The organism is Rhizobium sp. 10N427, from assembly GCF_056394605.1.
This window is the reverse complement of sequence record NZ_JBFTID010000027.1, coordinates 18798-42620: the sequence shown is the minus strand read 5'-3', so window position 1 is coordinate 42620 and position 23823 is coordinate 18798. Positions and strand designations below refer to the sequence as shown.

Genomic DNA, 23823 nt, shown 5'->3' with positions numbered 1-23823 from the left:
GGCTCGTCGCAGCCGGCAAGCCGAAGATCGTCGCCCTCGTCGCAACCATGCGAAAGCTCCTCACCATCCTCAACGCTATCATCCGGGACGCAAAACCATGGCAAAACGCTTGACGCCGAAGACAGTCGCTCTCCCCGCTGGGGAGAAGGGATCGGAGACGTTGCGGCAAAGTCCCTTCTCCCCTCGGGGAGAAGGTGCCCGGCAGGGCGGATGAGGGGGCCACACCCACCGCGCCAAGCCAACTATTCGCTACTCACTACCCCCCACTCAACTCACCGCAAACTTCACCAGCTTGATCGCCTCGAAGTTCTGCACCCCGCCACCCACGCGCTTCGTCGTGTAAAACAGCACATAAGGCTTCGCCGAATAGGGATCGCGCAGCACCCTGACCCCGGTGCGATCCACCACCAGATACCCCGCCCGGAAATCCCCGAAGGCGATCGCCATCGCCCCTGCCGCAATGTCGGGCATGTCCTCGGCCTCGGCCACCGGAAAGCCCATCAGCGTCGCCGCCTGCCCGGCCGTTGCCGGCGGCTGCCACATGTAGCGGCCATCGGCATCCTTCAGCTTGCGCACCGTCGCTTGCGTCTTGCGGTTCATCACGAAATTGGCGTTCTGCCGGTAGCCTGCCTTCAGCGCGTAGACGGCATCGACAAGCACATCCGAAGCGCCGCTGGAGGCGAAAGCGCCCGCAGCCCCGGTCGGGATATAGCCGAGATTGCCCCAGCTCCAGCCGCTGTCGGCCACCGCCGTATAGGCCAGAAACCCCTTCGGCTTGTTGGTGCCGTCGCCGGAGACGAAGGCCGTGCCCTCCTGCTCGGCAAAGACGGTATCGACCTCGCCCGAAATCCAGGCCTCGATATCGACAGCCGCATCGTCGAGCAACGCCTGGGTCGCCGCCGGCATGGCGTAGAGCTCCATCGTCGGAAAGGTCAGTTCGGCAAGCTGGGCATTGCCCGTCTGCGGCCGTGCCGCCGTTTCGGAAACCCAGCCGGATGCCATGCCGGAGGTCGAGAACGGCTTCTTCAGCACCGATCCCGAGACTTGCCGCACCGTCGCCAGCGCCCGGATCGGCGACACCACCGAAAGCCTGCGGCCGATCTCGGTATCGGTCTCCGGCGGCACCAGATAGCCGCCATCGGCGCCCGTCCCCGATGACATCGCCTTCGCCTCGATCTCGCGCAGCCCCGCCTCGTCGCCGCGGCGGATATAGTTTTCGAAAGCCGCCTTGTGCTCGGCCGTATCAGGCCCGCCGGCGCCGGTACGCCCCAGCGGCGGGCGCGCCTTCTTCAGCACCAGCTGGTCAAGCAGCTTCTTCTGCTCGTCCATGGCGCGGTTGATGCGGTCCATCTTGTCGCGGGTGACGACATCGTCGGTGAACTTCGCCTCGATCTCGCCAAGGCGCCGGTCATTGGTGTCCTTGAAGGCCTCGAAGGCCTCCATGAAATCGTCGAAGGCAGCCGTCATCGTCTCCGGCACCGCCTTGATCTCCGGCGCCGTCTTCGCAGTCATGTCGCTCATATGTCGATCCTATCTGAAGGTTTCGGTCAGCATCGCCCTTGCCGCCCGGCGCATGGCGCGGACGAGCTCGGTCTCCTTGTCGCGGAACCACCGCGCATTCTTAATGTTCTGCACCCGCGCCGAAGGCAGCATCGGAAAGGTGACGATCGAGATCTCCCAGAGATCCGCCTCCAGTATCCGCCTGACACCACTCTTGGCATCGGTGCGCGCCCGGACGGTCCTGAACCCGATCGACAGCCCGTCCAGCGCCCCGTTCCTGATCAGCTGCCGCACCTCGCCGGCGCGGGCCACACCGTCGGCCAGCACGCCCTCGACATAAAGCCCGCGGCTATCCTCCCGGATCGTCTTCCAGGCACCGATCGGCTCGGAAGGGTCATGCTGAAACAGCATCCTGACCCCCTCGGCCCCACGTTCGGACAACGACTTGCGAAACGCCCCGCGCTCCACCTGGTCCTTGCCGAGATCGACCTCGCCGAAGACGCTCGCATAACCCGAAAACGTCCCGTCGCGCTTGAGATGGCGCAATTCCAGATTGGCAAACTTGCGCGTCTCCGCGCCCATGAGCGATGCGGTCATGGTTGGTGCTCCTGATTGTGGATGTGAAAATGTTTGGGGGAGCGAATAGCGAATAGCGGCGAATGCCGCCCGCCACGGCCGGATCGCAAGCCCAAAACTATTCGCTATTCGCTACTCGCTATTCGCTCGCCACCGCTGCGCCACCCGCGCCAAAACCCCCAGCACCCACCAGGCGCAGAGGCTGGCCGCAGCCGAGCCGGACAGCATGACTTCGGAAGCAGAAAGACGATCGGCGATCCCCAGCCGCTCCACCAGCCAGATCCCCGTCGGCCCGCCGAAGATCAGCCCGCAGGAGAGCCCCGAAAAGAACCGGCTCGCCGCCTCCCGCCTGCTCTTCGGCAAAAGATAGATCAGCGACACCGCCGCCCCTGCCGATGCCCCCAGCGCCCGGCTGGCCCAGAGCCCGCCATCATTGGAAAAGTCAGCCATCGTCAAACTCCCCTTTGAGGATGAGCACGCGGATGGCCCACAAAGGCCCACGGCCAATGCGGACCGGCGTCGCCGCCAATCGCGTTTCAACGAATCTTATGAATCGCTTGCACAGTCTTGCTGGCAGGCTGGATCAGCCGCTTCAACGCATCCGTATCCGGCCGTTCAAAGGCTCCGGATCACATTGCGAAAGGTCAGCGACAACCGCCGCCCGCGAGGCCGCTTCTCGCCGTCGACGACATCGGCCGACCGCGCCGGTATCTCATGCGTCCAGTCATATCGCGCCGCGCCCTCCATCACGAGCAGCGACCCCGGCTCCAGCATCAGGCTGCAGCGCTCGCCGCCTGCCGAATGCCGGAAGACCATCTCGCAGGCCGAAAGCAGGCTGAGCGAGGCGATCCGGTCCGCGAAACACGGCACGCAATCGACATGCGCGCTGATCCCCTGCCCCGGCAGATATTCATTGGCGATCACCTGATCCGGCAGACGTTCGAAATAACCTTCGCCGGCAAGCCGCCCGCAGACACCAGAAAGCCAGTCCGGCAGCGGCCCGAGATAGGCATCGCCGGTCACAGCCCGGGCCCGATAGTCATAGCGGTAACCGAAATGCTGCACCCGCCGCTTCAACGTCGTGTCCCAGGAACCGGCATCGAGCGCTGCAGCAAGCCATGCGGCCTCTTCGCCGCCGAAAAACTCGGGTACATAGGTCGCGCCGACAGGCAATCGCGCTTGAATAGTCATTCGCCATCCGCCTCGAAATCACCGTCGCCGTCTATTTCCATGCTCGTACCGTTCTGCCGTCCATGGCGGACGGCAACGATATGCACGGCGTGCTCCATGATGCTGTAATCGGTGACATAGGGTGCGACGACAAACCGGCGCCGGCCGGCGAGCGGCAGAGCGGCCACGCCCGCATTGGGATAAGCACCAAGCGTCCGGATCGCCGCCTGGATCTGGCGCATCACGCTCTCTGCCGCACGCGGATCGTGCTCGGCGATATAGGCCCGCTCGCGCCGGAGATAGTCGGCAGCATTTTTGGAGATTATGACTTTCATCTACGCCGCGTCAGGCCTCGATGCCGCGACCAGTTCGTTCATCAGACGCTCGGCATCCTCGAATTCGCCATCGCGGATCTGTGCCTCGCCGTGCAGCACGTCGAGAACATCCTTCCCCTCCGCCTGCAGATAATATTTCAGCGCCCGCACGATCACCCAGCTGCGCGTGCGATCCGTCGCCTTGGCGATCGTCTCGATATCCTTCAGCATGTCCTCGGGAAGGCGCAACGCGATCGGATCGGAAAGAACAGGCTTCGGCATGGCGGCATCTCCAATTTGTAATACGACGTATAACAAATTACCCCGCGCACCTCAATCTCAATACCCCACCGCCTCCCGCTTCTCCTCATCCGTTAGAAACCCCGCCGCCCCCACCCGCGCCCACAGCTCCCCGCGCTCGGCCGAGAGCCCCGCCACCTTGTCCAGATCCGGCTCCAGCCGCAGCCCCTCGCCGTAAGCCCCACCCAGCCAGGCCGAAAGCGAAGCCGCCGTCCGCGTCAACATCGGCAGCACCGTGAGGCGATAGAAGGCCCGGTTGGCCTCCTGATAGTTGGCAAAGGTATTGTCACCGGGAATGCCGAGCAGCATCGGCGGCACACCGAAGGCGAGCGCGATGTCGCGGGCCGCGCCATTGCGGGCCTCGACGAAATCCATGTCCTTCGGCGACAGTCCCATCGCCTTCCAGTCCAGCCCGCCTTCCAGCAGCAGCGGCCGCCCGGCGCGCATCGGCCCGGAATAACCGTCGTCCAGCTCCTGGCGCAGCCGCTCATATTGATCCGGCGAAAGATTGCCGCCCTCCTTCGGCTGGTAGACCAGCGCGCCGGAAGGACGGGCCGAATTGTCGAGCAGCGCCTTGTTCCAGGTTGCCGCCGCGTTGGAGAGATCGAGCGCCACCTGCGCTGCTGCCAGCGGCGGAAAACCCAGGTGATCGTCGAGCGGATGAAAGAGTTTGAGATGCAGCAGCGCCATTCTCTCGGCCTCCACCGCAAAGCGCCGGACCGATCCTCCGGCTCTGTAGTCATAAGCCTCCGGCCACCCGTCCCGCCCCTCGACGACACTGATCCTGTCGGGCCGCAAGAGATGCAGCTCGCGCAGCCCCGCCCCGACCATCAGCGGCTCGACATAAGCATTGCCAGAGAGCAGCAAATGCCCATAGAGCGCCTCGAAAAAATCCGGCCCGCCCATCCGCCCGTTCGGCTGCCTGAGCAGCGCCGCCGCCGGATGCTCCGGCCGCTCCCGCTCGCCCTCATAAATCAGAAACGGCACGCAGGCCGCAGCCTCCGCCACCAGCCTGACACAGCGATGCGCCACCGGGTTCTTCATGAACCCCTCGCGCGACAGCGCCGCATAAGACCGCCCCGTCCAGCTCGCCTGCCCCTGCGCCGCCAGCGACAGAAACCCCGACGCCGCCTTCTTCTCGGCCACAGCATTACGGCCCGCCGTGAAGCCCCACGGCAGGAAAGACCGGATGTTCATGATGATGTCCCTTGTTGAAAGGCTGGAGATGAGAGGGCAACGGCCACCCCACCCTCCCTCATTCCTGTGCTCGTCACAGGAATCCAGCCACCGCGCGTCCGCGCGGTGAGTAACTCGGATGCCTATTGGAAATAGTCTCCCGCGCCCAAGGACTTGGGCGCACTGGATTCCTGTGCCAGGCACGTTCTGCTGCCAACAGGAGAAAAGGAACCGTCGCAGGCGTAGAAAGGTTGCGCTCTCCGCCTACTCATCAGGCTCTGTGGGCGCAGTCTATCCTTGATGGAGTAAGGAATACCCTACGCCGCGATATCGATTGCCATTTCGGCCGTGATCTTGTCCCAGGGCACGGAGACCAGCCCCTTGCCGTCGCGGGCAATCAGCCCGGCAGCGATCAGCGCATGCACGTCGGCATGAACGCCGCGGTAATCCCGCCCCAGCGCCACGGCCAATTGCCGGATCGAGCTTTCGCCCGTTTGCTTCAATCTCCGCAGCAGCTGCCAGCGATTGGCCGTCAGCACCTTGAGCAGCAGCTCCATGCTTTCGAAACCGATCGCCGCAGGACGCTCGCGCAAATCGCCGGCATCGATCTCGCGGGCCGTGTCCCGTGCCTTAGAGAAGAAGTCGTCGAGGCCGGTGATCTGCAGTTTCACTTCACTCATGCCCGATCTCCCTTCTCACGTCTGCCTCGAAGTCGGCGATCAGCTTGTCCATCGTCTCGAACACATAGGGTTCCTCGCGGTCGCGATAATGCCGGTGATCGCCCTTGCCCGCTTCATTGTCATAGCCGATGATGCGCTCGCCCGGCCGGCCGTAGAACAGAGAATATTTCAGCCCATGCGGCCGCTCGGCATTCGCCTGCGGCAACCGCCAGATCCTGATCTGCAGAATAATGCCATCGGGCAGAAGCAGCTTTCGATCGTAGATCAATGTCGCAGGCGCCATATGCTATTTATAGCATATGGCATCGAAGGCATCAACACACTCCCTCGAAGAGAGTCAGCCGCCCATCGGCACCTTCACCGCCAACCCGCTATCAAAATCCGCCGCCACCCGGGTGTCGCGCAGCGGCTTCACCGTCGTTGTCGAAAGCTCGTAATCCGGATGCGCCTTATAGGCCGCCAGTGCCGCCTCGTCGGCAAACTCGCCATAGACGACGAAATCAACAGCGTTGCCCCACTGGTCTGTCTTGACGTTCTCGCCGATCTCCAGCGTCAGCGCATGCGGGATGCCCGTCAGCACCGACAGGCCCTTGCGCACCGCCTCGCGGTTTTCTTCCGGCACGGTGAAGAAAACGATATGGCGGATCACGGGGCGCACTCCTTGCTCGGTCTTTAAGAGAGCCGGGCGATAACACGCGAAAGGCAGGCCTTCAACCGCTGCCAGAGGCCCTCAGGCTTCGCGCGGCGCAAGGCCGCATCGAAAAGCCTGCCGTAATCGCCGAGCTTTTCCGCCCTATCGGTGCCGTTGACGATGCGCCTGGCGTTCACCCAGTCGTCCTTTTCGCCGTTCAGATGGTCGGCCAGCCGGTGCTTGGTGAAGCTGCCTGCGATCATCCCCTCGACGAGGATCTTCACCGCCGTGCCCATCTCCATCGCCTTGTCAGGTGCGGCCACCAGATCGATGCCGGTCAAAAGGCTCATCGCCTCGTAGTTCCGTTTGTGCGTCAGCTGCACCAGCCCGCGCCCCAGCCAGCTCTTGCCGTCCTCGTCGGGCAGCCAGTAGACCGTCTTGACCCAGGAAAGCTTGCCCGCCGCATAGGCCCGGTCGAGAATTTCGATCGCCTTTTGGTCGCTTCCGGCCAGCGTTTCGCGCACCGGCTGCATCGTGTAGGCCGTCTCGTGAAAGGCGGTCGCCAGAATATAGGCCAGCCAGCGCCCGTCGTCCCGTGCATGGCGCGCCTGCCAATAGTCGAGGATTGCGCTCATGCCCTCTACCTGCGGCTGCTGCAGCGTGCCCTTGAACAGGCTGGCGCGCACCTCGTCGAAGAAAATCCTGCGGTCCATGTGGATAACCCTGAAAATCGTCCCGGCCCTAATCGATTAAAATAATTTCAATCGTTTAAAGCGTTTAAGCCCCTGATTTACAGCCTATTTGAGCTGTGTCATGCATTCCTCATATTGCCTGTGCAGCCGGAGAGGAGACCGATGCAGACGCCCGCCAACACCCAGACCACCATTCCCCAGCACCTCGTCGACCAGATGGAAAACGAGTGGCGCCAGATCCGGCCGACTCGCGAGCCACCGCGTCCGGCCGAGCCGCCGAAGCAGCGATAAACCGCCGCGGCGCGAAAGGCGAGCGGCGAAGCGTCATATACCCCTGACCCGCGGTTCGCCGCCGCCTTCGAGCATCAGCGCCGTCAGCGCCCAGACAAGCGCATCCAGCCGGTCGGGCGAGCGGCCGTTCGAAAGCCCATCCGGGCCGAAATCACACATCTGGTCCTCCAGCGCCGTAAAGCGCCCGGCATGGACCACCCTTCCCTGCTCGTAGAGGGCCGCCACCGGCTCCGCCCGCAAAAACTTTCCGCGCGTCGCCCGCACCGTCGAAACCGGCAGCGTCGCGTCGATGCTCTTCAGGATCGCCTGGACCATATCGCCACCCTGGTTGATCTCGGCGATCACCCGGTCGGCGCCGAAGCGGTGATAGGCGCGCACTACCGCACCCGCCCAGCCCGCCGGGCTCGCGCCCTCGACCGAACAATCGGCCAGTACCACCGCCCGCCCGGAAACCTCCACTCCCGCCACGACAATGCCGCAACAGGAGGCCGGACCGGCCGCTGCCGGCGGATCGACCGCGACGACGATGCGCCGCAGAGCGCCGGTCAGGCGCGTTACCAGCGCCTCGATCTGCCCGCGTTTCCAGAGCCCGTCGTCGCGATCCTCGATCAGCTCGCCATCGAGTTCCTGGCGCCCGAGCCGCGTGCCGCCGTAGCGCGCCGCAAGCGCGTCGATGAAACCGGGCGCCAGATTGGCGCGGTTGGCAAGCGTGCTGATCCGCGTCAGCCGCGTCCCCTCGTCTGCCATCAGCGCCTTCAGTAGCGGCACCGGCCGCGGCGTCGTCGTCACCAGCTGCCGTGGTGCTGCGCCCAGCCGCAGGCCGAACTGCAGCATGTCGAAGGTCTCCTGCCCGTGCTTCCATTTCGCCAGCTCGTCGCACCAGGCCATGTGAAACTGCGGCCCGCGCAAACTCTCCGGATCCTCCGAAGAAAACACCTGCGCCACCGCGCCATTCGGCCAGATTAGCCGCCGCCTCGAAATCTCGAATTCCGGCCGGTTGCGCCGGGCGATCCTGCAGATCCCGGAAATGCCGTCGATCATCACCTCGCGCGCATCGCCCAGCGTCTCGGCCACCAGCGCAATCCTGAGATCGGAACGCTGCCCCGCGCTCGCCAGCCCATGCACCCATTCGGCGCCCGCCCGCGTCTTGCCGGAACCGCGCCCGCCAAGCAGCAGCCACGTCCGCCAATCGCCCTCCGGCGGCCTCTGCTCCAGCCGCCCCGTCAGCTGCCAATCCCTGAGTGCTCCGGGAAAGCCCGATATCAGCGGCCCGCCGATGCAATCGAGTTTCTGCAACGCCGAAAGACCGGCATCGAGCTCCATCGGCCAGGTCTCCATTTTTGCGGCTACAGCACCGTCAGAACTGCCCGAGGGAGCCTCTGCCGTGGTCACCGCGCGGTACGCAGGCATCTCCGCATTGCCGCTTACACCGGCAGCAGCCAGCCGCCCGGCACCAATAGTCTCCCGCGCTGCCTCATGCTCCGCGCCAAGCACCACCAAGCCGCGGTGCAGCCGCTCGCCCGCCGACATCGCATCGGCCATCGCCGCCTTCAGCCGTTTTTCCTCCGCCCGGCGTTTCTGCCGCGCCGAGGCCATCCGCACCGTCTGCCCTGGCCGCGGAAATCCCGTCATCCCGGTTCGCCTCCCCGCCCGCCTGCAAGTCCTTTATCCTGGCCGCGACGATTAAAGCCGCCTTCTCGTCGGCCCGCTGCTCGACGATCTCCAGCAGCTGCCCCCTGGCCGCCGCATAGCCTTCGGCCTGTTCGCGCCCCTCCATCTCGATCTCCCGGTCGCGGGCCAGCTGGCGCTGCAGCTGGTCGATCTTTTCCAGCGTACGGACGATCAGCCCCATGGCATCAACAGCCGCCTTCAGATCGGCCCGTGCCAGCTTGCCCGCCGCCTCGTCGCCACCGTCGGCGGCAATTTCGGCGCCCTTGCGCAGCTCGACGAAGGCCGCAAACTGCTCGCGCATCTCCGCCGTCATCTGGTTCAGCATCACCCGGAGCTCATCACCCGGCAGCAGCTCCGACTTGATCTCCAACCGATAGGCCGCCACCGCGTCACGCACCCGCTCATCGCTCCAGCCGCTACCGGCCTCCACAGACTGCGCCCCCGAATAGACACGCCTCTCCGGCCAGAAGCCGCAAAGCTCCGCCACAAAACCCTCACCGATCATCGGAAAATCTCCGCCCCGCTCAAACTGCGGACATATAAAAACCGGGTCGAAACCCGGCTGAAACCCCAACGACAACCCCACCCACATCCCTCATTCCTGTGCTTGTCACAGGAATCCAGCCACCGCGCGTCTGCGCGGTGAATGACTCTTTGCCTTATCAAGAAGAAGTCTCCCGCGCCCATGGACATGGGCGCACTGGATTCCTGTGACAAGCACAGGAATGAGGGAGTGGCAGGCCTCGCAACTATGAAAGCCAGCCGCGTCGCCGCAACTTTCCGACTATGCCATAACCCTAGCAAACCACCGTCACGCCGTCAAGGATTATTTTCCTATTTCCGACGTTTTAGAGTTCACAGCGTATGGCGCTCATGACTCTATCGCCACGCGTGTATCCTGCTCGGGGCGCTTTGGAACTCTCGTTAATCACATGGGTCGAAAATGTTTCGTCAAGCCGCATCAGCTTCCAACCTTGGCGCTCGCCACTGTTGCTTCCTCCGCGGCTGCCAAACACGCATTATGCCATTGCCGTCTTTTGTTGTTCCCACGGCATGGACCTCGACAACGCGCACGTAGCCATCGTAGCGCAACTCAAGGCACTTCCCTAACCTCAATGCCTCACAGGGGGTGTTCAGGCGCAAGGTAGAATCTCCGGGTTTTCGACAATCGCTAATATACACCATTGACTCGTTGCCGACCCGCGAATCCAAGCGCAACCCACAGTTACGGAGAATCGTACCCACATCCCGCAAAAGCTTCATTCGCATAATCTAATACACTGAAATCCCTCCATAATCCCCGATCTTAACCACCTTCCTGAACCCTTCCTCAACCTCCCCCGGCGCCAACTGAACCGAACCTATTCAGGCGGCACCATCATGAGCGGCATCCAGATCCGGCTTGCGGAAATCATCGAAGCGCTCAGCAAGGCGCTCGATCTGACGGAGGGGCAGCCGCCCGGCCATTGCATCCGCGCCTGCTATATCGGCACCCATATCGGCCGCGAGCTCGGTCTGCCCGACAGCGCCCTGCAGGATCTCTATTACACGCTGCTCCTGAAAGACCTCGGCTGCAGCAGCAATGCGGCGCGTATCTGCGAGATCTATCTGGCCGACGATCTCGCCTTCAAGCGCGACTTCAAGCTCGTCGACGGCAGTCTCGGCCAGGTGCTGCGCTTCGTCATCGGTCATACCGGCATGCAGGCCGGCCTTGCCGAGCGTTTCCGCGGCATCCTGAATATCCTGCAGAATGGCGGCGAGATCGTCACGGACCTGATCCAGACGCGCTGCCAGCGCGGCGCCGAGATCGCCCGGATGATGCGATTTTCCGAAGATGTCGCCAACGGCATTCTCGGCCTCGACGAACACTGGAATGGCGGCGGCCGGCCGATCGGCCTCTCGGGCAGCGAAATCCCGCTCTTCTCGCGCATCGCGCTCCTCTCGCAGATCGCCGATATCTTCCAGGCCAGCGGCGGCCCGGAGGCCTCCAAGGCCGAGATCGCCAAACGGTCCGGCACCTGGTTCGATCCCGATCTCTGCACCGCCTTTGCCCACGTTGCCGCCCGCCCTGACTTCTGGCAGGTGCTTTCCTCCGATCAGTTGGAAGAGGTCGTGCTCAGCAGCGAGCCCGGCCAGCAGGCGATCATGGCCGACGACAATTATCTCGACGATATCGCCGCCGCCTTCGCCAAGGTGATCGACGCGAAAAGCCCCTATACCTCCGGCCATAGCGATCGCGTAGCGCTGTTCACCGATCTGATCGCCGAAGAGATGGGCATCGATACCGAGGGGCGCCGCTTCCTGAAGCGCGCCGCCCTGCTTCACGATATCGGCAAGCTCGGCGTTTCCAATTCCGTGCTCGACAAGCCGGGCAAGCTGGAAGGCGAGGAGTGGGTGCAGATGAAGCGCCATTCGGAATTTTCCGAGCTCATCCTGTCGCGAATCCATGCCTTTTCCGATGCCGCCGTCATCGGCGGCGCCCATCACGAGCGGCTCGACGGCAAGGGCTATCCGCGCGGGTTGACCGCCGAAGCCATCCCGATGGAGGTCCGCATCGTCTCCACCGCCGACGTCTTCGACGCGCTCACCGCCGACCGCCCCTACCGTTCCGCAATGCCGATTTCGAAGGCGCTGTCGATCCTCTGGGAAGGGGCCGGCCAGAGCCACGATCCCGTCTGTATCGAAGCACTCGAGCGGGCGCTCGACCGCGCCGCCATCGAGAAGAAGGCGGCTGCCTGACCGCCTCGCTTCCGGCCCATGCCACTGCCGTGCTATAATCCGCCATGGACCGGGAACACTTGGCAGCCTTCGCGCTTTCCCTGCCGGAAACGGCCGAAAGCGCCCATATGGGCACACGCGATTTTCGCGTGCGCGGCAAGATTTTCCTGACCTTTCCCGACCAGGATTATTGCGTCGTCCGCCTCACCCCCGACCAGCAGAAACTCACCCTCGAAATCGCCTCGGACGAGACGCTCGCCGTCCCCGGCGGCTGGGGCGAACGCGGCTCAACCCGCCTCTACCACATGCTCGCCAGCGATGCGCTGACCGAAGACCTCGTGCGCAAGGCCTGGCGCAACGTGGCGCCGAAGGGGTTGCATGGGCTGCTAGGTGTCTAGGGCTTGCAGCGCGTCATCGTACGCGCTAAATTGGTCACATATGACCACTTGAGGCCATCGAGATGACGACCATCAGCCTTAAAGATGCGAAAGCAGGATTTTCAGACTATGTCGAAGCGGCGCTTCATGGTGAGTTCATCACCATCACCCGCCATGGCAAGCCGACCGCCGTGCTCGTCAGTGTCGAAGCCGCCGAAATCGCGAAGGCCGCGATGCGGCCGAACCGCCCGAGCTTTTCGGCGTTCCTCCAGACTTTCCCGGGCGACGACGCCGTGTTTGAACGCAACAGCAGCCCCTCGCGGGATATCGAGCTTTGAACGGCTACCTGCTGGACACTGATACCATCTCGCTGCTCTCGCCCGGGCGCAGCGGTCCGCCGCGCTTCAGCCGCTGGCTGGACGCGCAGGATCGCCACGACCGGTTGTTCCTGTCCGCCGTCACCGTCCACGAGGTCGAGCGCGGCATCCATCTCTTGATCGGCAAGGGTGCAACCGCAAAAGCCGAGGGCTACCGCGCATGGCTTGCCTCGCTAGAGGCGACGTTCGGCGACAGAATTCTCGCCGTCGATGCCAAGGTTGCCTTGGCCTCCGGCGCGCTGGAGGCCGCCGCCCAGCGGAATGGCCATAACCCGGGGATGGCCGACGCCCTGATCGCCGGAACCGCCAAGCTGCATCAATTGACGGTCGTCACCCGGAATACCAGGCACTTCGCAGTCTTTCCCGAGATCAACCTGCTCGATCCGCAGGATGCGACCTGACCTCACCGGTACCCAGCCGCATCCGCCCCCTTCCCCGCCTCCACCACCTCGTCCATATACCGCCAGCAGTCCGGCCGCGATCCATCCACATCGTCGAAGCCATAGAGCTTCGCCAGCCCGCCGCTCGACAGCGACTGCCCGTTGAACCGCGCCCTGTCGCTATCGGCAGCCAGCGCCGCCACCGCGCGCCCCACGAAGCGTGGGGTTTCGGAGATGACGAAATGCGGCGGCGCAATTGTACTGTCCCGCCAAGTCTCCTCGGTCACCCCGAAAATCTCCAGCATCATCTCGGAGCGCATCCAGCCCGGCGTCATCGAAACGGCGGTGCAGCGGTGCTTTTCCAGGTCCTTGGCATGCGCCCAGGCCATGCGGATCACGCCTGTCTTGACGAGGTCGTAATAGGGGTTCAGCCGGTAATGCGTCGCGTTGTACTCGGCCGTGCCGTCGGTCATCTCCACCAGCAGGCCGCCAGGCCTTTCGATCATCAGCGGCAGGGCGTAGCGGGCGGTGATGAAATGCGTGTCGATCGCCAGCCGCAGCATGCGCAGGCCGTTTTCCAGCGAGTGTTCCCAGACCGGCTTGTCCCATTCCGTCAGGTTCTCGCCGCCCCAGATATCGTTGACGAGAATATCCAGTCTGCCCTCGTCCGTGCGGATCCGCCCCACCAGCGCCTCCACCTCAGACGCCACCAGATGGTCGACGCGCAGGGCGATCCCTCTGCCGCCCGCTGCCGTCACCATCTCCGCCGTCTCCTCGATCGTCTCCGGCCGGTCGTATTCCGAGCGCTGCTTTCGCGTGGAGCGGCCGGTCACATAGACAGTCGCCCCGGCAGCACCAAGCTCGACGGCAATCCCCCGCCCGGCGCCGCGCGTTCCGCCGGCCACCAGCGCCACCTTTCCTGTCAGATCCGCTGTCATAACCAAATCCTCCACGCTAGAACCAAAATCCGCCCGCATCTCCAGGCGGACGATTGATTATAAACGAACGTTCGTTCATATTTATGTCGAACGCAAGAGGAAATGCAATGCCGCGCACCCGCACGCTTCAGGACGAGCAGCTTCTGGAGATGGTTCTCGCCCTCATCCATGCCGAGGGGCCGGATGCTGCCAGCTTCGGCGCGGTGGCCAAGGTCAGCGGCCTCTCGGGCTCCACCCTCGTCCAGCGCTTCGGCACCAAGGCGGCGATGCTGCGGGCGGCACTCATGCATGCCTGGGATGGGCTGGATGCCCAGACGGCAAGGCTTGCCGCGTCTTCGGAAAAGGCCCCTGACGGCGCCGTCGCCCTGCTCGCCGGCCTGTCGCAGGATTACGGCGAGGACGCTGCCGCCTATGCCCAGGGCCTCCTCGTGCTGCGCGAAGATTTCCGCGATCCGCTGCTCCGTGCCCGGGGTGCAGCCTGGGCCAAGGCGCTGACGGAGGCACTCGCCGAATGCCTCTCCGCCGCGCCGGATCCCGCAACCTCGGCCCGGCTGATGCTGTCGCAATGGCAGGGCTCGCTGCTCTGGTGGGGCTTCACCGCCGAAGGCCGTGCCGCCGATTATGTGGAGCGGGAGCTGCGGCTGTTTCTCGGCGCGCTTGATCTGAAAGCGCCAGTCTGATCGTCACATCTCGCCTGCCGCATCGGCACGCCGCGCGCCGGCAAACCGCGCCACTCCGGCAATGGCGATGGCGGCGATGATCAAGCCTGCGGCGACGGCAAATGTCAGCCGCATGCCGGCTGCAATGGCATCCGGCGCCGCCGCCGCGGCATCCGCACCGCCAAGCGCTGCGGCAAAGATCGCCCCCATCACCGATGCGCCGGTGATCAGGCCGAGATTGCGCGAGAGACCCAGCATGCCGGAGATGACGCCACGCTGCCCCGCTGCCACACCGGTTATCACCATCGTGTTGTTCGCCGCCTGAAACAGCTGATAGCCCGGCGTCAGCACCGCGATCCCGGCAATGTAGCCGGCAAGACCCGGCAGAGCGCAGAGCGCCAGTGCCCCGGCTGCCATCGCCGCCAACCCTGCTATCACCATGTTTCCGGCACCGAAGCGATCGACGATCCGCCCGGCCAGAACGCCGCTCACCGTCGAGATCAGCGGGCCGATCGACATGACCACCCCCGTCATCGCCGTATCGAGCCCCAGCCCGCGCGACAGGTAGAACGGCCCGACCACCAGCGTCGTCATCATCACCGTCGCCACGCAGAGATTGATTGCAAGGCTCGGCGCCAGCACCGGATCGCGCAGCATCACTGGCCGAAACAGCGGCGACTTTACCCTCGCTTCGGCCAACAGGAACGCACCCGTTCCAGCCGCGGCCGCCGCCAGTAGGCAGGCCTGCAACATGCCGAAGCTGCCGCGGCCGATGGTCATCGCCAGCGCATAGGCAACCAGTACCAGTGCCAGAAGCAGCGTACCGGCCAGATCGAAGCCCTGGCGCGGCGCCGGACTGCTTTTCTCCGCGTCCCGCAGGCAATGGCGGGCGAGCAGGAAGGCCAGCAAGCCGAGCGGCACGGTGACGAGAAAGATCGCCCGCCAGCCGGCCAGCGCAATCAGCACACCGCCAAGTGAAGGCCCCAGCGCCGTCCCGATCGCCGACATGGTCCCGAGCAGCCCCATCGCCCGGCCGGTCTTTTCCTTCGGCACCGCCTCGCCCACCATGGCAATGGCAAGCGCCATCATCACCGCTGCGCCCAGCCCCTGCAGCATCCGGGCGGCGATCAGAACCCAGAGCGCCGGCGCCAGTCCGCAAAGCGCCGATGCCGCGGTGAAAAGCAGGATGCCCGCCATCAGCAGGCGGCGCCGCCCGATCAGGTCGCCGAGCCGTCCGGCGCTGACGATCAGCGCCGTCATCGCCAGCAAATAGGCGATCACCACCCACTGAACCTGCTGGAAACTGGCTGAAAACGCCTGCGCCAGCACCGGCAGACCGACATTGGCAATGCTGGTGCCGAGCGAGGAAAGAAGCAGCGCGAGCGACAGGCTCGCCAGCGCTCCCCGCACCGGCGCCGCAGCGATTGGCGCCACATCGGAGGTGGTGGGTCGAAGGGGGATGGTCATGCAAAGCACTCCGTTCTCAAATGCTCCTGAAGAGCAGCCGAGAGAAGCCTATCGCCACCGGATATATGGCGGAATGCGCATCATTTGCATTTCATTCGTGCACAGAACGCCATATCATTGCGATCGCCAACCGGAGGCACCATGACCAAGCCCGATCTCAACCTCCTCTATACGCTCGATGTTCTGCTGGCCGAAGGCAGTGTGGCGCGCGCCGCCCGGCGGCTGCGGCTCAGTCCTTCGGCGATGAGCCGGGCGCTGGCGCGGCTTCGCGAAACCGTCGGCGATCCGCTTCTCGTGCGCGCCGGGCGCGGTCTGGTGCCGACGCCGCGGGCGCTCGAGCTGCGCGAGCGGGTCAGCCATCTGCGTGAAGAGGCCGAGACGCTGCTGCGGCCGGCCGAAGCCTTCGACCTGTCGCAACTCAAGCGCACCTTCGTGCTGCGCAACCGCGATGGTTTCGTCGAGAATTTCGGCCCGGCCCTGATCCGCCTCGCCGCAGAGCGCGCCCCCGGCGTCCGGCTGCGCTTCCTGCCGAAGCAGGACAAGGACAGCACCTCCCTGCGCGACGGCGAGGCCGATCTCGAAACCGGCGTCATCGGCGAGACGACCGGCCCGGAAATCCGCGCCCAGGCATTGTTTCACGATCGCTTCATCGGCGTCGTCGGGGCGGATCACCCGCTTGCGAAAGGTGCGATGACCGCCGCCCGCTATACGGCAGGCCGCCATATCCAGATTTCCCGCCGCGGGCTGGAGGGCGGACCGGTCGATACGGCGCTCCGGGCGACCGGGCTGGCACGCGAGATCGTCACCGCCGTCGGCAGCTTTTCCGAAGCACTGGCACTGGCGCGCGCCTCGGATCTGATCGCCAGCGTGCCCGAACGCTATACCGGCAACCTGCGCGCCGGTCTCCACAGCTTCGCGCTTCCCTTCGCAGCGCCGGAGATCACCATCTCGCTGCTCTGGCATCCCAGGATGGATGCCGATCCGGCGCATCGCTGGCTGCGCGGCTGCGTTCGCGAGATCTGCGCCTGACGGCGACCCATGCCCAAATTTATCTAGGGTCTCCTGCGAGTTCTTATCGTTTGTGACGATGCGTCCGGCCGCGCTATCGACCCGTGCCGGACCATTTTGCCGGCGCATATCAAGGAGCCGCCCCCGTGAATATGAGACACTGCCTTATCGCACTTTCCCTATCGGCAACCCCGCTTCATGCCGCGGAATTGACGGACAAAGCCTTTCAGACGCTGGCAGACGACGCTTTCCAGCCCATCATCAAGCAATTTGATATTCCGGGGCTCGCCATCGGCGTTTCGGTCAACGGAAAGCAGTTCTATTACAGCTATGGCGAGGCCTCGCGCGAGGCGAAGACGCCGGTCACGCCGGATACGATCTTCGAACTCGGCTCGGTCAGCAAAATTTTTAATGTGACGCTGGCAGCGCTCGCCGAACAGCGCGGTGTCATTTCGCTTTCGCAACCTGTTTCCACCTATCTGCCGGAGCTGAAGGGCAGCGCCTTCGACAAGATCACCCTCGTCAATCTCGCCACCCACACATCAGGCGGCCTGCCGCTGCAGGTTCCTGACAGCGTCACCAACGATGCGGAGCTGACGGCCTATCTCAAGAGCTGGAAGCCACCCTATAAGCCGGGCACGATGCGCTCCTATTCGAATGTCAGCATCGGCTTGCTCGGCCGGATCGCCGGTCAGCGTCTCGAAGGCAGCTACAGGCAGGCGGCCGAAAAAGACCTCTTCCCGGCGCTCGGCCTGAAGAGCACCTTCATCTCTGTTCCCGAAACCGCCGCAGACCGCTACGCCTTCGGCTATTCGAAGGACAACCGCCCGATCCGCGTCAATCCCGGCGTCCTCGACGAGGAAGCCTACGGCATCAAATCGACGCCGCGCGACATGCTGCACATGCTCGAACTGAACCTCGATCAGGCCGCCCTTACCCCTGATCTCGCCACGGCCATCCGCAAGACCCATACCGGTTATTTCGAAACCGCCTCGTTCACGCAGGATATGATATGGGAACAATATCCGTGGCCAGTGAAGCTCGACCGTCTCTTGGCAGGCAATGCCCCTGAGATGGTCATGAACAGCCAGCCGGTGAAGCAACTGGCGAAGCCGCTTGGGCCGCAAAGCGCTATCCTGCTCAACAAAACAGGCGCAACCAACGGCTTTGGCACCTATGTCATGCTGGTCCCCGAGACCCGGACGGCGCTCGTGGTGATCGCCAACCGCAACTATCCCAACACGGCGCGCGCAGAAGCGGGGCTGAAACTGCTCGAAGCGCTAAAGCCTTATACGGCCAAATAGAAAAGCGGTGCGGCCGGAGCCTATTCCGGCCGCTCCTTCGCGTCGTTGCCCACCGTCAGCGGCCAGTCGACCACGTAATCCTCCAGCGCCTCGGGGTCGATCTCCGTCTCGCTGATCGTCCGTCCCCTGGCGGAAATGCCGGCCTGGTGCACGGTCTCGGGGTCGCCCGAGACCAGCGGGTGCCACCAGTAGAGGTCCTCGCCCTCATTGATCAGCCGGTAGCCGCAGGTCGGCGGCAGCCAGGCGATCTCAGGGACGTTTTCCTTGGTCAGCTGCACGCAGTCAGGCACGAAGTCCCAGCGCTTCTCGTAGTTCGAGCACCGACAGCTCTCGCCATCCAGCAGCTTGCAGGCGACCGAAGTGAAATAGATGTCGCCCGAGTCCCACTCCTCGAGCTTGTTGAGACAACAGAGCCCGCATCCATCGCAGATGCTTTCCCATTCCGCCTTGGTCATCTCGGGTAGCGTCTTGCGCTTCCAGAAGGGTGTGTCTTCCATCATTTCGTTTCTGCAACAGCGGCCCCGCAAATTCGCGTGAGGCGGGCTGCGTCTCTTGTTATCACCGGGCAAATCAATCAAACATTCAGCATGCTTCGTTTATCGAAGAGCGCAATGCCAAGTTAGGCTGTTGCTCTGACGCCTGGGGGGCCAGCCGTCAAGCGCGATCGGGCGGGAAGTGAAGAACGTGCAGGATCCTGATACTCCGGAAAAGAAGCCGAAGAAGAGCAGGCACCTTCTGCTGAAGATCGATTCCTGGATCGATTCGACGGTCTGGAACGCCGGTTTCCGCTCTGCCGAAATCTGGGAAGACATCACCATCTTCTTCCGCCGCTTCCGGGTGCGCGGCTGGAAGCGCATCGTTTTCGAACTCGGTGGCGAAGGCCTGACGCTGGGGTCCGTCGGCGCAGTGCTGATGCTGGCGCTCGCCCAACCCGCCTTCGAGGCGACCAAGGAAGACTGGCGCAATCGCGGCGATTTCGCCGTCACCTTCACCGACCGCTACGGCAATGTCATCGGCCATCGCGGCGTCATCCACCAGAACTCGGTGCCGATCGACGAGCTGCCCGACAGCCTGATCAAGTCGGTGCTGGCCACCGAAGACCGCCGCTTCTTCGACCATTTCGGCATCGACGTCATCGGCCTGTTCCGGGCGCTGGTCACCAATGCGCAGGCCGGCGAAGTCGTGCAGGGCGGCTCGACGCTGACGCAGCAGCTGGCAAAGAACCTGTTCCTGTCCAACGAGCGCTCGATCGACCGCAAGATCACCGAAGCCTTCCTGGCGCTGTGGCTGGAGGCCAATCTCTCCAAGAAGGAAATCCTCTCCACCTATCTCGACCGCGCCTATATGGGTGGCGGCACGTTCGGTGCTGCTGCGGCCTCGCAGTTCTATTTCGGCAAGAGCATCACCGATGTGAATCTGGCCGAAAGCGCCATGCTCGCCGGTCTCTTCAAGGCGCCGGCGAAATACGCCCCGCATGTCAATCTTCCGGCGGCGCGCGCCCGCGCCAACGAGGTGCTGACCAATCTCGTCCAGAGCGGGTTGATGACCGAGGGACAGGTGATTGCAGCGCGGCGCAATCCGGCCACCGCCATCGACCGCAACGAGCAGGAAGCGCCTGATTTCTTCCTCGACTGGGCCTTCGACGAGGTGCAGCGGCTGGCCTCGCGCTTCCACCAGCATTCGCTGGTTGTCCGCACCACCATCGACATGGGCATCCAGCAGGCGGCCGAGGATTCGGTCGAGACGTCGCTGCGCGAATATGGCGAGAGCTATCACGCCAAGCAGGGCGCGATGGTGATGATCGAAAACGGCGGCGCCGTGCGCGCCATGGTCGGCGGCCGGGATTATGGCGAAAGCCAGTTCAACCGCGCCACCAAGGCGCTGCGCCAGCCGGGCTCGTCCTTCAAGGTCTATACCTATTCGGTGGCCATGGAGAGCGGCATGACCCCGAAGACGACGATCATCGACGCACCGATCAGCTGGGGCAACTGGAGTCCACACAATTACGAAAACCGCTATGCCGGCCGCGTGACGCTGGAAACGGCGATCGCCCAGTCGATCAACACCATTCCGGTGCGTCTCGCCAAGGAAAAGCTCGGCATCCAGCCGATCCGTGCCATGGCGAAAGCGATGGGCGTGGAATCGCCGGTGCGTGACGACGTGACGATCCCGATCGGCACGTCCGAAGTCACCGTGCTCGACCAGGCGACGGCCTATGCTGTCTTCCCGGCCGGCGGCTATCAGTCGCGGCGCCACGGCATCACCCAGATCCTCGATTACGACGGCGACGTGCTCTACGACTTCGACCGCGACGAGCCGCCGGCCAAGCGGGTGCTGTCCGAAAAGGCCGATGACGAGATGAACCAGATGCTGAGCCGCATCCCCTATGTCGGCACCGCCCGCAAGGCAGCGCTCGACAACGGCATCGTGACGGCGGGCAAGACCGGCACGACACAGGCCTATCGCGACGCCTGGTTCGTCGGCTTCACCGGCAATTACACGACCGCCGTCTGGTTCGGCAACGACGACTATACCTCGACCAACAACATGACCGGCGGCTCGTTGCCCGCCATGACCTTCAAGCGCGCCATGGACTACGCCCACCAGGGCGTCGTGCTGCGCGCCATCCCCGGCATCGAAAACCCGCTGCCGTCGCCCAAGGACGCCGCCAAAACCGCCGCCGCCAAACCCGCCGACGGCATCCCCCAGCTGGTGCGCCCGCGCATGCTCTCGGCGGAGAGCACGAAGATCCTCAAGGACCTCGGCGAAAAGCTGAAGGACGCGGCGCCGCTGGAAGCGCAGAAAGTGGCGAGTGTGGAGTGAGGGCGTGGYGTTCGCTAAGGCCGCCCCACCCGCTTCCCTCATTCCTGTGCTTGTCACAGGAATCCAGTCGCCGCGCGTCGGCGCGGCGGGGAGAGTCTTTCCACCACATGGGTAGCCGCTTTAGTCATTCACGGCACAGACGTGCCGTGGCTGGATCCCTGTGACGAGCACAGGAATGAGGGAAATTGGGCTGAGCTCAGCCGCCAAAGAGCAACGTCCCAATGGCGGAAACCCAAGACCTGCATCCTCTACACGTAGCCATTGAAACGCGGCCGCAACCCCACCCCCCTCATTCCTGTGCTCGTCACAGGAATCCAGCAGCCACGCGTCTGCGTGGCGAAAGACTCACAGCCCATGCAGATAGGCCGAAATATCGTCCCACTCCGGATTCATCGCCTCGATCAGATTGAGCTTCCATTGCCGAGGCCATTTCTTGATCGTCTTCTCCCGGGTGATCGCCGTCGTCAGCAGGTCGTATTCTTCAAACCAGACCAACGTTTTCACGCCATACTTCGATGTAAATCCCGGCGTCAGCTCGTTCTGGTGCTCGAAAAGCCGCGTCGAGAGGTCTCGCGTCACGCCGGTGTAAAGCGTGCCGTTTCGCTGGGATGCAAGGATATAGACATAACCCTTCATGGTTGAAGATTGGTTTTGATTTTCTTCTTTGACAAGAGTTACTCACGGCGCAGACGCGCCGTGGTCTGGATCCCTGTGACGAGCACAGGGATGAGGGAGTTTTGATTTGGCCGCAGCGGACAGCCGAGATGCCGAGCGTACTGAAGACATAGCCGCGTACAACACTCTCGACAGCACAGTATGACATCAAGCGCACCCCACCTACCCTCATTCCTGTGCCCGTCACAGGAATCCAGCAGCCACGCGTCCGCGTGGCGAAAGACTCTTGTCGGCATCTGCCGAAAAGCCTGCACGCTGCCCCTCCACCATTCCACCCCGCCAGAATCAGTGCTAACCCTTTCACCTGATTTGATCTCAAGGGCCGGCAGTGTTTCGATTCCCGCTATTTATCGCGATTACGCTGATCGTCGCTTTCGGCAGCGGGATCATGGTTTCGCGGTATGCGCTGGATGTGACGCAGGGGTTCGGCGCCATCAAGCTTGGCGCCTGGGAAGCCTTTCCGGAGCTGCAGACTGCCGATGCCGATCCTTACGCGAAATCGCACCGGGCGCGCGCCGGGAAGCTGCTTTATGGCAGCGCCGAGGGGCTGACATTCACGGCTGGTGTCGATGACCATGGCGACCGGCTGAATGCCGGATGCAGCTACCGCATCAGCGGCCAGACGCCGGCAGCGCGCCTCTGGACGCTCTATACATCAGACAATAGCGGCAATCCCGCCTCGGTTCGCCCCGGCCTTCCCGGCGCGCTGAATTCCTGGACGGTGCTGCGCCAGACCGACAGCAGCTTCGTCATCGACGTTTCCGCCAATGCCCGGCCCGGCAACTGGCTGGCGCTTCCGGCAGCCGGTACTTTCCGCCTGGTGCTGACGCTGTTCGACACACCGACGGCCGGCAGCTCCGGCGTCATCGATCTCGCCATGCCGAAGCTCGAGAAGACCGGGTGCGGCAATGCTTAGGATCGTCTTTGCCATCATCACCGGCCTGTTTGGCGCCGCCCTGCTGCATCTGGTCATCATCCTGGCGCTGCCGCATTTCACCGGCAAGGATGCCGAGACGCGGGTGATTGCCGAGGGTGATCCGAACAATTTCTATCTGCTGTCGTCGATCTATGACGATGCCGGGCTGTCGAACAGCGATCCCTTCGTGCGCACCGCCGTCTGCTCCTTCGATCTGGAGGACGGACCGGTGCGCTTCACCGCCAAGGGCAGCGTGCCCTTCTGGTCGATCGCCGTTTATGACGGCGCTTCGAACGAGGTGTTCAGCATGAATGACAGGACGTCGGTCGGCGGGGCGCTGGATGTGCTGGCGGCAAGCCCGATCAAGCTGACGGAGCTGCGCAAGGCTTTGCCTGCCGACTTGCAGCAGACCATCCTGGTGGAGATGACCCATAGCGAGGGTTACGCGGTGCTGCGCACGCTTGCCCCACAGGCAAGCTTCGACGACGCGGCAAAGAACTTCCTGACCGAGGCGGGCTGCGAAACCTACGCCAGCGGCAATTGATATCTCTACTTGCTCTTCACACGCGGCGCGCGTGGTACCGGACGAGGCTTCGGCGCGTCGGTGAGCCGCTCGTAGCGGACCCCGGTGAACAGCAATATTTGAGCCTCGACGGGCTCCTGGTCCTTGCGGCGCGGCTGTTGCGAGCGCCGGTCAGCCAATGCGACTATGGTGGCCATTCTCGTCTCCATGCACTGCCCGAGACGGATGAAGCTAAGCGGATTTCACCCTGCCCGCCTGCGCGGGCCAGCGCGTCCTTCAATACCGTTGCCGGCATCTCCGGGCATTCGCGCCTTTCTCACGGCACCTTTGCGGATATCCGTGATGTGGAATCTTGACGGACGAACCTTCGAACCGCGCTGTTCCTGTCCGAATTGAGACATAGGATAGTTAACAGTTTCCTAATATTTCAGTACTGCGAAGCCTTGTTGTAAGGCCGTTCAATAAACGCGGCGAGCTGGCTTTTAGTTTCACATGGCAATAAGTCAGATTTAATTAGGAAAGGCGCATAAATTCAGCACCTTACGAAAAGCGCGCCGATCACCTTTACGTCATAAGGATGTGTTGCCGATTTACGTCATGAAAATATTAATTGCAGTCGCCCTGAATGGGCGTATGGTCCGTCCATCGGTCAAAGGT

At 63.5% G+C, this 23823-nt stretch carries 29 protein-coding genes and 1 pseudogene; 12 read left to right on the top strand and 18 right to left on the bottom strand.

From position 1 onward, the window contains the following. Nucleotides 1–113 (top strand): annotated as a pseudogene (locus tag AC1DIJ_RS30195) (IS110 family transposase); the annotation flags it as partial. Nucleotides 114–267: 154 nt separating this feature from the next. On the opposite strand, the gene AC1DIJ_RS30190 reads toward AC1DIJ_RS30195, so the two are convergent. From AC1DIJ_RS30190 to AC1DIJ_RS30140, 11 genes are all read right to left on the bottom strand, one after another. Then, nucleotides 268–1521 (bottom strand): phage major capsid protein, encoded by a 1254-nt coding sequence (locus tag AC1DIJ_RS30190; RefSeq protein WP_112390959.1) that lies wholly within the window; start codon nt 1519–1521, stop codon nt 268–270. Nucleotides 1522–1530: 9 nt separating this feature from the next. Further along, nucleotides 1531–2097, bottom strand: coding sequence for an HK97 family phage prohead protease (locus AC1DIJ_RS30185; RefSeq protein ID WP_112390960.1), 567 nt, complete (start codon nt 2095–2097; stop codon nt 1531–1533). A 111-nt stretch (nt 2098–2208) separates the two neighbouring features. Then, nucleotides 2209–2526, bottom strand: a complete 318-nt coding sequence (locus AC1DIJ_RS30180; RefSeq protein ID WP_112390961.1) for a DUF6107 family protein — start codon at nt 2524–2526, stop codon at nt 2209–2211. Between the two features lie 165 nt (nt 2527–2691). Next, nucleotides 2692–3267 (bottom strand): alpha-ketoglutarate-dependent dioxygenase AlkB family protein, encoded by a 576-nt coding sequence (locus AC1DIJ_RS30175; protein WP_112390962.1) that lies wholly within the window; start codon nt 3265–3267, stop codon nt 2692–2694. After that, nucleotides 3264–3581: a type II toxin-antitoxin system RelE/ParE family toxin gene (locus AC1DIJ_RS30170; RefSeq protein WP_112390963.1), complete on the bottom strand. Its 318-nt coding sequence runs from the start codon at nt 3579–3581 to the stop codon at nt 3264–3266. Before AC1DIJ_RS30170 ends, AC1DIJ_RS30175 begins: the two co-directional genes overlap by 4 nt. Beyond that, nucleotides 3582–3842, bottom strand: coding sequence for a CopG family ribbon-helix-helix protein (locus AC1DIJ_RS30165; protein ID WP_112390964.1), 261 nt, complete (start codon nt 3840–3842; stop codon nt 3582–3584). A 57-nt stretch (nt 3843–3899) separates the two neighbouring features. Further along, a complete protein-coding gene (locus tag AC1DIJ_RS30160) occupies nt 3900–5057 on the bottom strand; it encodes a phage portal protein (protein ID WP_477831751.1) in 1158 nt (385 codons plus the stop codon). Between the two features lie 296 nt (nt 5058–5353). After that, entirely contained in the window at nt 5354–5716 is a 363-nt protein-coding gene (locus tag AC1DIJ_RS30155; RefSeq protein WP_112390893.1) for an HVO_A0114 family putative DNA-binding protein, read from the bottom strand. After that, nucleotides 5709–5999, bottom strand: coding sequence for a toxin-antitoxin system TumE family protein (locus AC1DIJ_RS30150; protein ID WP_112390894.1), 291 nt, complete (start codon nt 5997–5999; stop codon nt 5709–5711). The genes AC1DIJ_RS30155 and AC1DIJ_RS30150 overlap by 8 nt, the downstream gene beginning before the upstream one ends. 54 nt (nt 6000–6053) lie before the next feature. Next, a complete protein-coding gene (locus tag AC1DIJ_RS30145; protein WP_112390895.1) occupies nt 6054–6365 on the bottom strand; it encodes a Dabb family protein in 312 nt (103 codons plus the stop codon). Between the two features lie 23 nt (nt 6366–6388). Continuing rightward, nucleotides 6389–7060 carry a lysozyme family protein gene (locus AC1DIJ_RS30140; RefSeq protein ID WP_112390896.1) on the bottom strand — a complete coding sequence of 224 codons (672 nt, stop codon included), beginning with the start codon at nt 7058–7060 and terminating at the stop codon, nt 6389–6391. A 141-nt stretch (nt 7061–7201) separates the two neighbouring features. On the opposite strand from AC1DIJ_RS30140, the gene AC1DIJ_RS30135 reads away from it, so the two are divergent. Continuing rightward, nucleotides 7202–7330, top strand: coding sequence for a hypothetical protein (locus AC1DIJ_RS30135; RefSeq protein ID WP_442208846.1), 129 nt, complete (start codon nt 7202–7204; stop codon nt 7328–7330). 33 nt (nt 7331–7363) lie between these two features. Here AC1DIJ_RS30135 and AC1DIJ_RS30130 read toward each other — a convergent pair whose 3' ends face one another. Both AC1DIJ_RS30130 and AC1DIJ_RS30125 read right to left on the bottom strand, forming a co-directional pair. Beyond that, nucleotides 7364–8872: a DNA-packaging protein gene (locus AC1DIJ_RS30130; protein WP_477831750.1), complete on the bottom strand. Its 1509-nt coding sequence runs from the start codon at nt 8870–8872 to the stop codon at nt 7364–7366. Continuing rightward, nucleotides 8805–9506, bottom strand: a complete 702-nt coding sequence (locus AC1DIJ_RS30125) for a hypothetical protein (RefSeq protein WP_112390897.1) — start codon at nt 9504–9506, stop codon at nt 8805–8807. Before AC1DIJ_RS30125 ends, AC1DIJ_RS30130 begins: the two co-directional genes overlap by 68 nt. An 875-nt stretch (nt 9507–10381) precedes the next feature. Here AC1DIJ_RS30125 and AC1DIJ_RS30120 point away from each other — a divergent pair. The 4 genes from AC1DIJ_RS30120 to AC1DIJ_RS30105 all read left to right on the top strand — a co-directional run bounded on the left by AC1DIJ_RS30120 (nt 10382) and on the right by AC1DIJ_RS30105 (nt 12874). Next, the gene (locus tag AC1DIJ_RS30120) at nt 10382–11740 is read left to right on the top strand and encodes an HD-GYP domain-containing protein (RefSeq protein WP_112390898.1); all 1359 of its coding nucleotides are present in this window, start codon (nt 10382–10384) and stop codon (nt 11738–11740) included. A gap of 44 nt (nt 11741–11784) precedes the next feature. Beyond that, a complete protein-coding gene (locus tag AC1DIJ_RS30115) occupies nt 11785–12117 on the top strand; it encodes an MmcQ/YjbR family DNA-binding protein (protein WP_112390899.1) in 333 nt (110 codons plus the stop codon). Nucleotides 12118–12179: 62 nt separating this feature from the next. After that, entirely contained in the window at nt 12180–12434 is a 255-nt protein-coding gene (locus tag AC1DIJ_RS30110; protein ID WP_112390900.1) for a type II toxin-antitoxin system Phd/YefM family antitoxin, read from the top strand. After that, nucleotides 12431–12874, top strand: a complete 444-nt coding sequence (locus AC1DIJ_RS30105; protein WP_112390901.1) for a type II toxin-antitoxin system VapC family toxin — start codon at nt 12431–12433, stop codon at nt 12872–12874. The genes AC1DIJ_RS30110 and AC1DIJ_RS30105 overlap by 4 nt, the downstream gene beginning before the upstream one ends. A gap of 2 nt (nt 12875–12876) precedes the next feature. Here AC1DIJ_RS30105 and AC1DIJ_RS30100 read toward each other — a convergent pair whose 3' ends face one another. Beyond that, entirely contained in the window at nt 12877–13791 is a 915-nt protein-coding gene (locus tag AC1DIJ_RS30100; RefSeq protein WP_112390902.1) for an SDR family oxidoreductase, read from the bottom strand. A 107-nt stretch (nt 13792–13898) separates the two neighbouring features. Between AC1DIJ_RS30100 and AC1DIJ_RS30095 the strand changes: the two genes are divergently transcribed. Further along, nucleotides 13899–14471, top strand: a complete 573-nt coding sequence (locus tag AC1DIJ_RS30095; RefSeq protein WP_112390903.1) for a TetR family transcriptional regulator — start codon at nt 13899–13901, stop codon at nt 14469–14471. A gap of 3 nt (nt 14472–14474) precedes the next feature. Here the strand turns inward: AC1DIJ_RS30095 and AC1DIJ_RS30090 are convergent, their stop codons facing one another. Continuing rightward, complete coding sequence (locus AC1DIJ_RS30090) at nt 14475–15917, bottom strand: MFS transporter (protein WP_112390904.1); 1443 nt, start codon at nt 15915–15917, stop codon at nt 14475–14477. 141 nt (nt 15918–16058) lie between these two features. Between AC1DIJ_RS30090 and AC1DIJ_RS30085 the strand changes: the two genes are divergently transcribed. Further along, a complete protein-coding gene (locus AC1DIJ_RS30085) occupies nt 16059–16946 on the top strand; it encodes a LysR family transcriptional regulator (RefSeq protein ID WP_112390905.1) in 888 nt (295 codons plus the stop codon). Nucleotides 16947–17077: 131 nt separating this feature from the next. Continuing rightward, nucleotides 17078–18229, top strand: coding sequence for a class C beta-lactamase (gene ampC / locus AC1DIJ_RS30080; RefSeq protein ID WP_162706095.1), 1152 nt, complete (start codon nt 17078–17080; stop codon nt 18227–18229). Nucleotides 18230–18249: 20 nt separating this feature from the next. Here ampC and AC1DIJ_RS30075 read toward each other — a convergent pair whose 3' ends face one another. Then, entirely contained in the window at nt 18250–18726 is a 477-nt protein-coding gene (locus AC1DIJ_RS30075; RefSeq protein ID WP_112390929.1) for a YcgN family cysteine cluster protein, read from the bottom strand. A gap of 187 nt (nt 18727–18913) precedes the next feature. Here AC1DIJ_RS30075 and AC1DIJ_RS30070 point away from each other — a divergent pair, with 187 nt between their 5' ends. Further along, nucleotides 18914–21052: a transglycosylase domain-containing protein gene (locus AC1DIJ_RS30070; protein WP_310297681.1), complete on the top strand. Its 2139-nt coding sequence runs from the start codon at nt 18914–18916 to the stop codon at nt 21050–21052. Between the two features lie 345 nt (nt 21053–21397). Here the strand turns inward: AC1DIJ_RS30070 and AC1DIJ_RS30065 are convergent, their stop codons facing one another. After that, nucleotides 21398–21688 (bottom strand): GIY-YIG nuclease family protein, encoded by a 291-nt coding sequence (locus AC1DIJ_RS30065; RefSeq protein WP_112390908.1) that lies wholly within the window; start codon nt 21686–21688, stop codon nt 21398–21400. Nucleotides 21689–22055: 367 nt separating this feature from the next. Between AC1DIJ_RS30065 and AC1DIJ_RS30060 the strand changes: the two genes are divergently transcribed. Together AC1DIJ_RS30060 and AC1DIJ_RS30055 are read left to right on the top strand one after the other, a co-directional pair. After that, the gene (locus AC1DIJ_RS30060) at nt 22056–22643 is read left to right on the top strand and encodes a DUF1214 domain-containing protein (RefSeq protein ID WP_112390909.1); all 588 of its coding nucleotides are present in this window, start codon (nt 22056–22058) and stop codon (nt 22641–22643) included. Further along, nucleotides 22636–23187: a DUF1254 domain-containing protein gene (locus tag AC1DIJ_RS30055; protein ID WP_112390910.1), complete on the top strand. Its 552-nt coding sequence runs from the start codon at nt 22636–22638 to the stop codon at nt 23185–23187. The genes AC1DIJ_RS30060 and AC1DIJ_RS30055 overlap by 8 nt, the downstream gene beginning before the upstream one ends. A 5-nt stretch (nt 23188–23192) precedes the next feature. Here AC1DIJ_RS30055 and AC1DIJ_RS30050 read toward each other — a convergent pair whose 3' ends face one another. Next, the gene (locus AC1DIJ_RS30050; RefSeq protein ID WP_310297669.1) at nt 23193–23363 is read right to left on the bottom strand and encodes a hypothetical protein; all 171 of its coding nucleotides are present in this window, start codon (nt 23361–23363) and stop codon (nt 23193–23195) included. Nucleotides 23364–23823 lie beyond the last annotated feature (460 nt).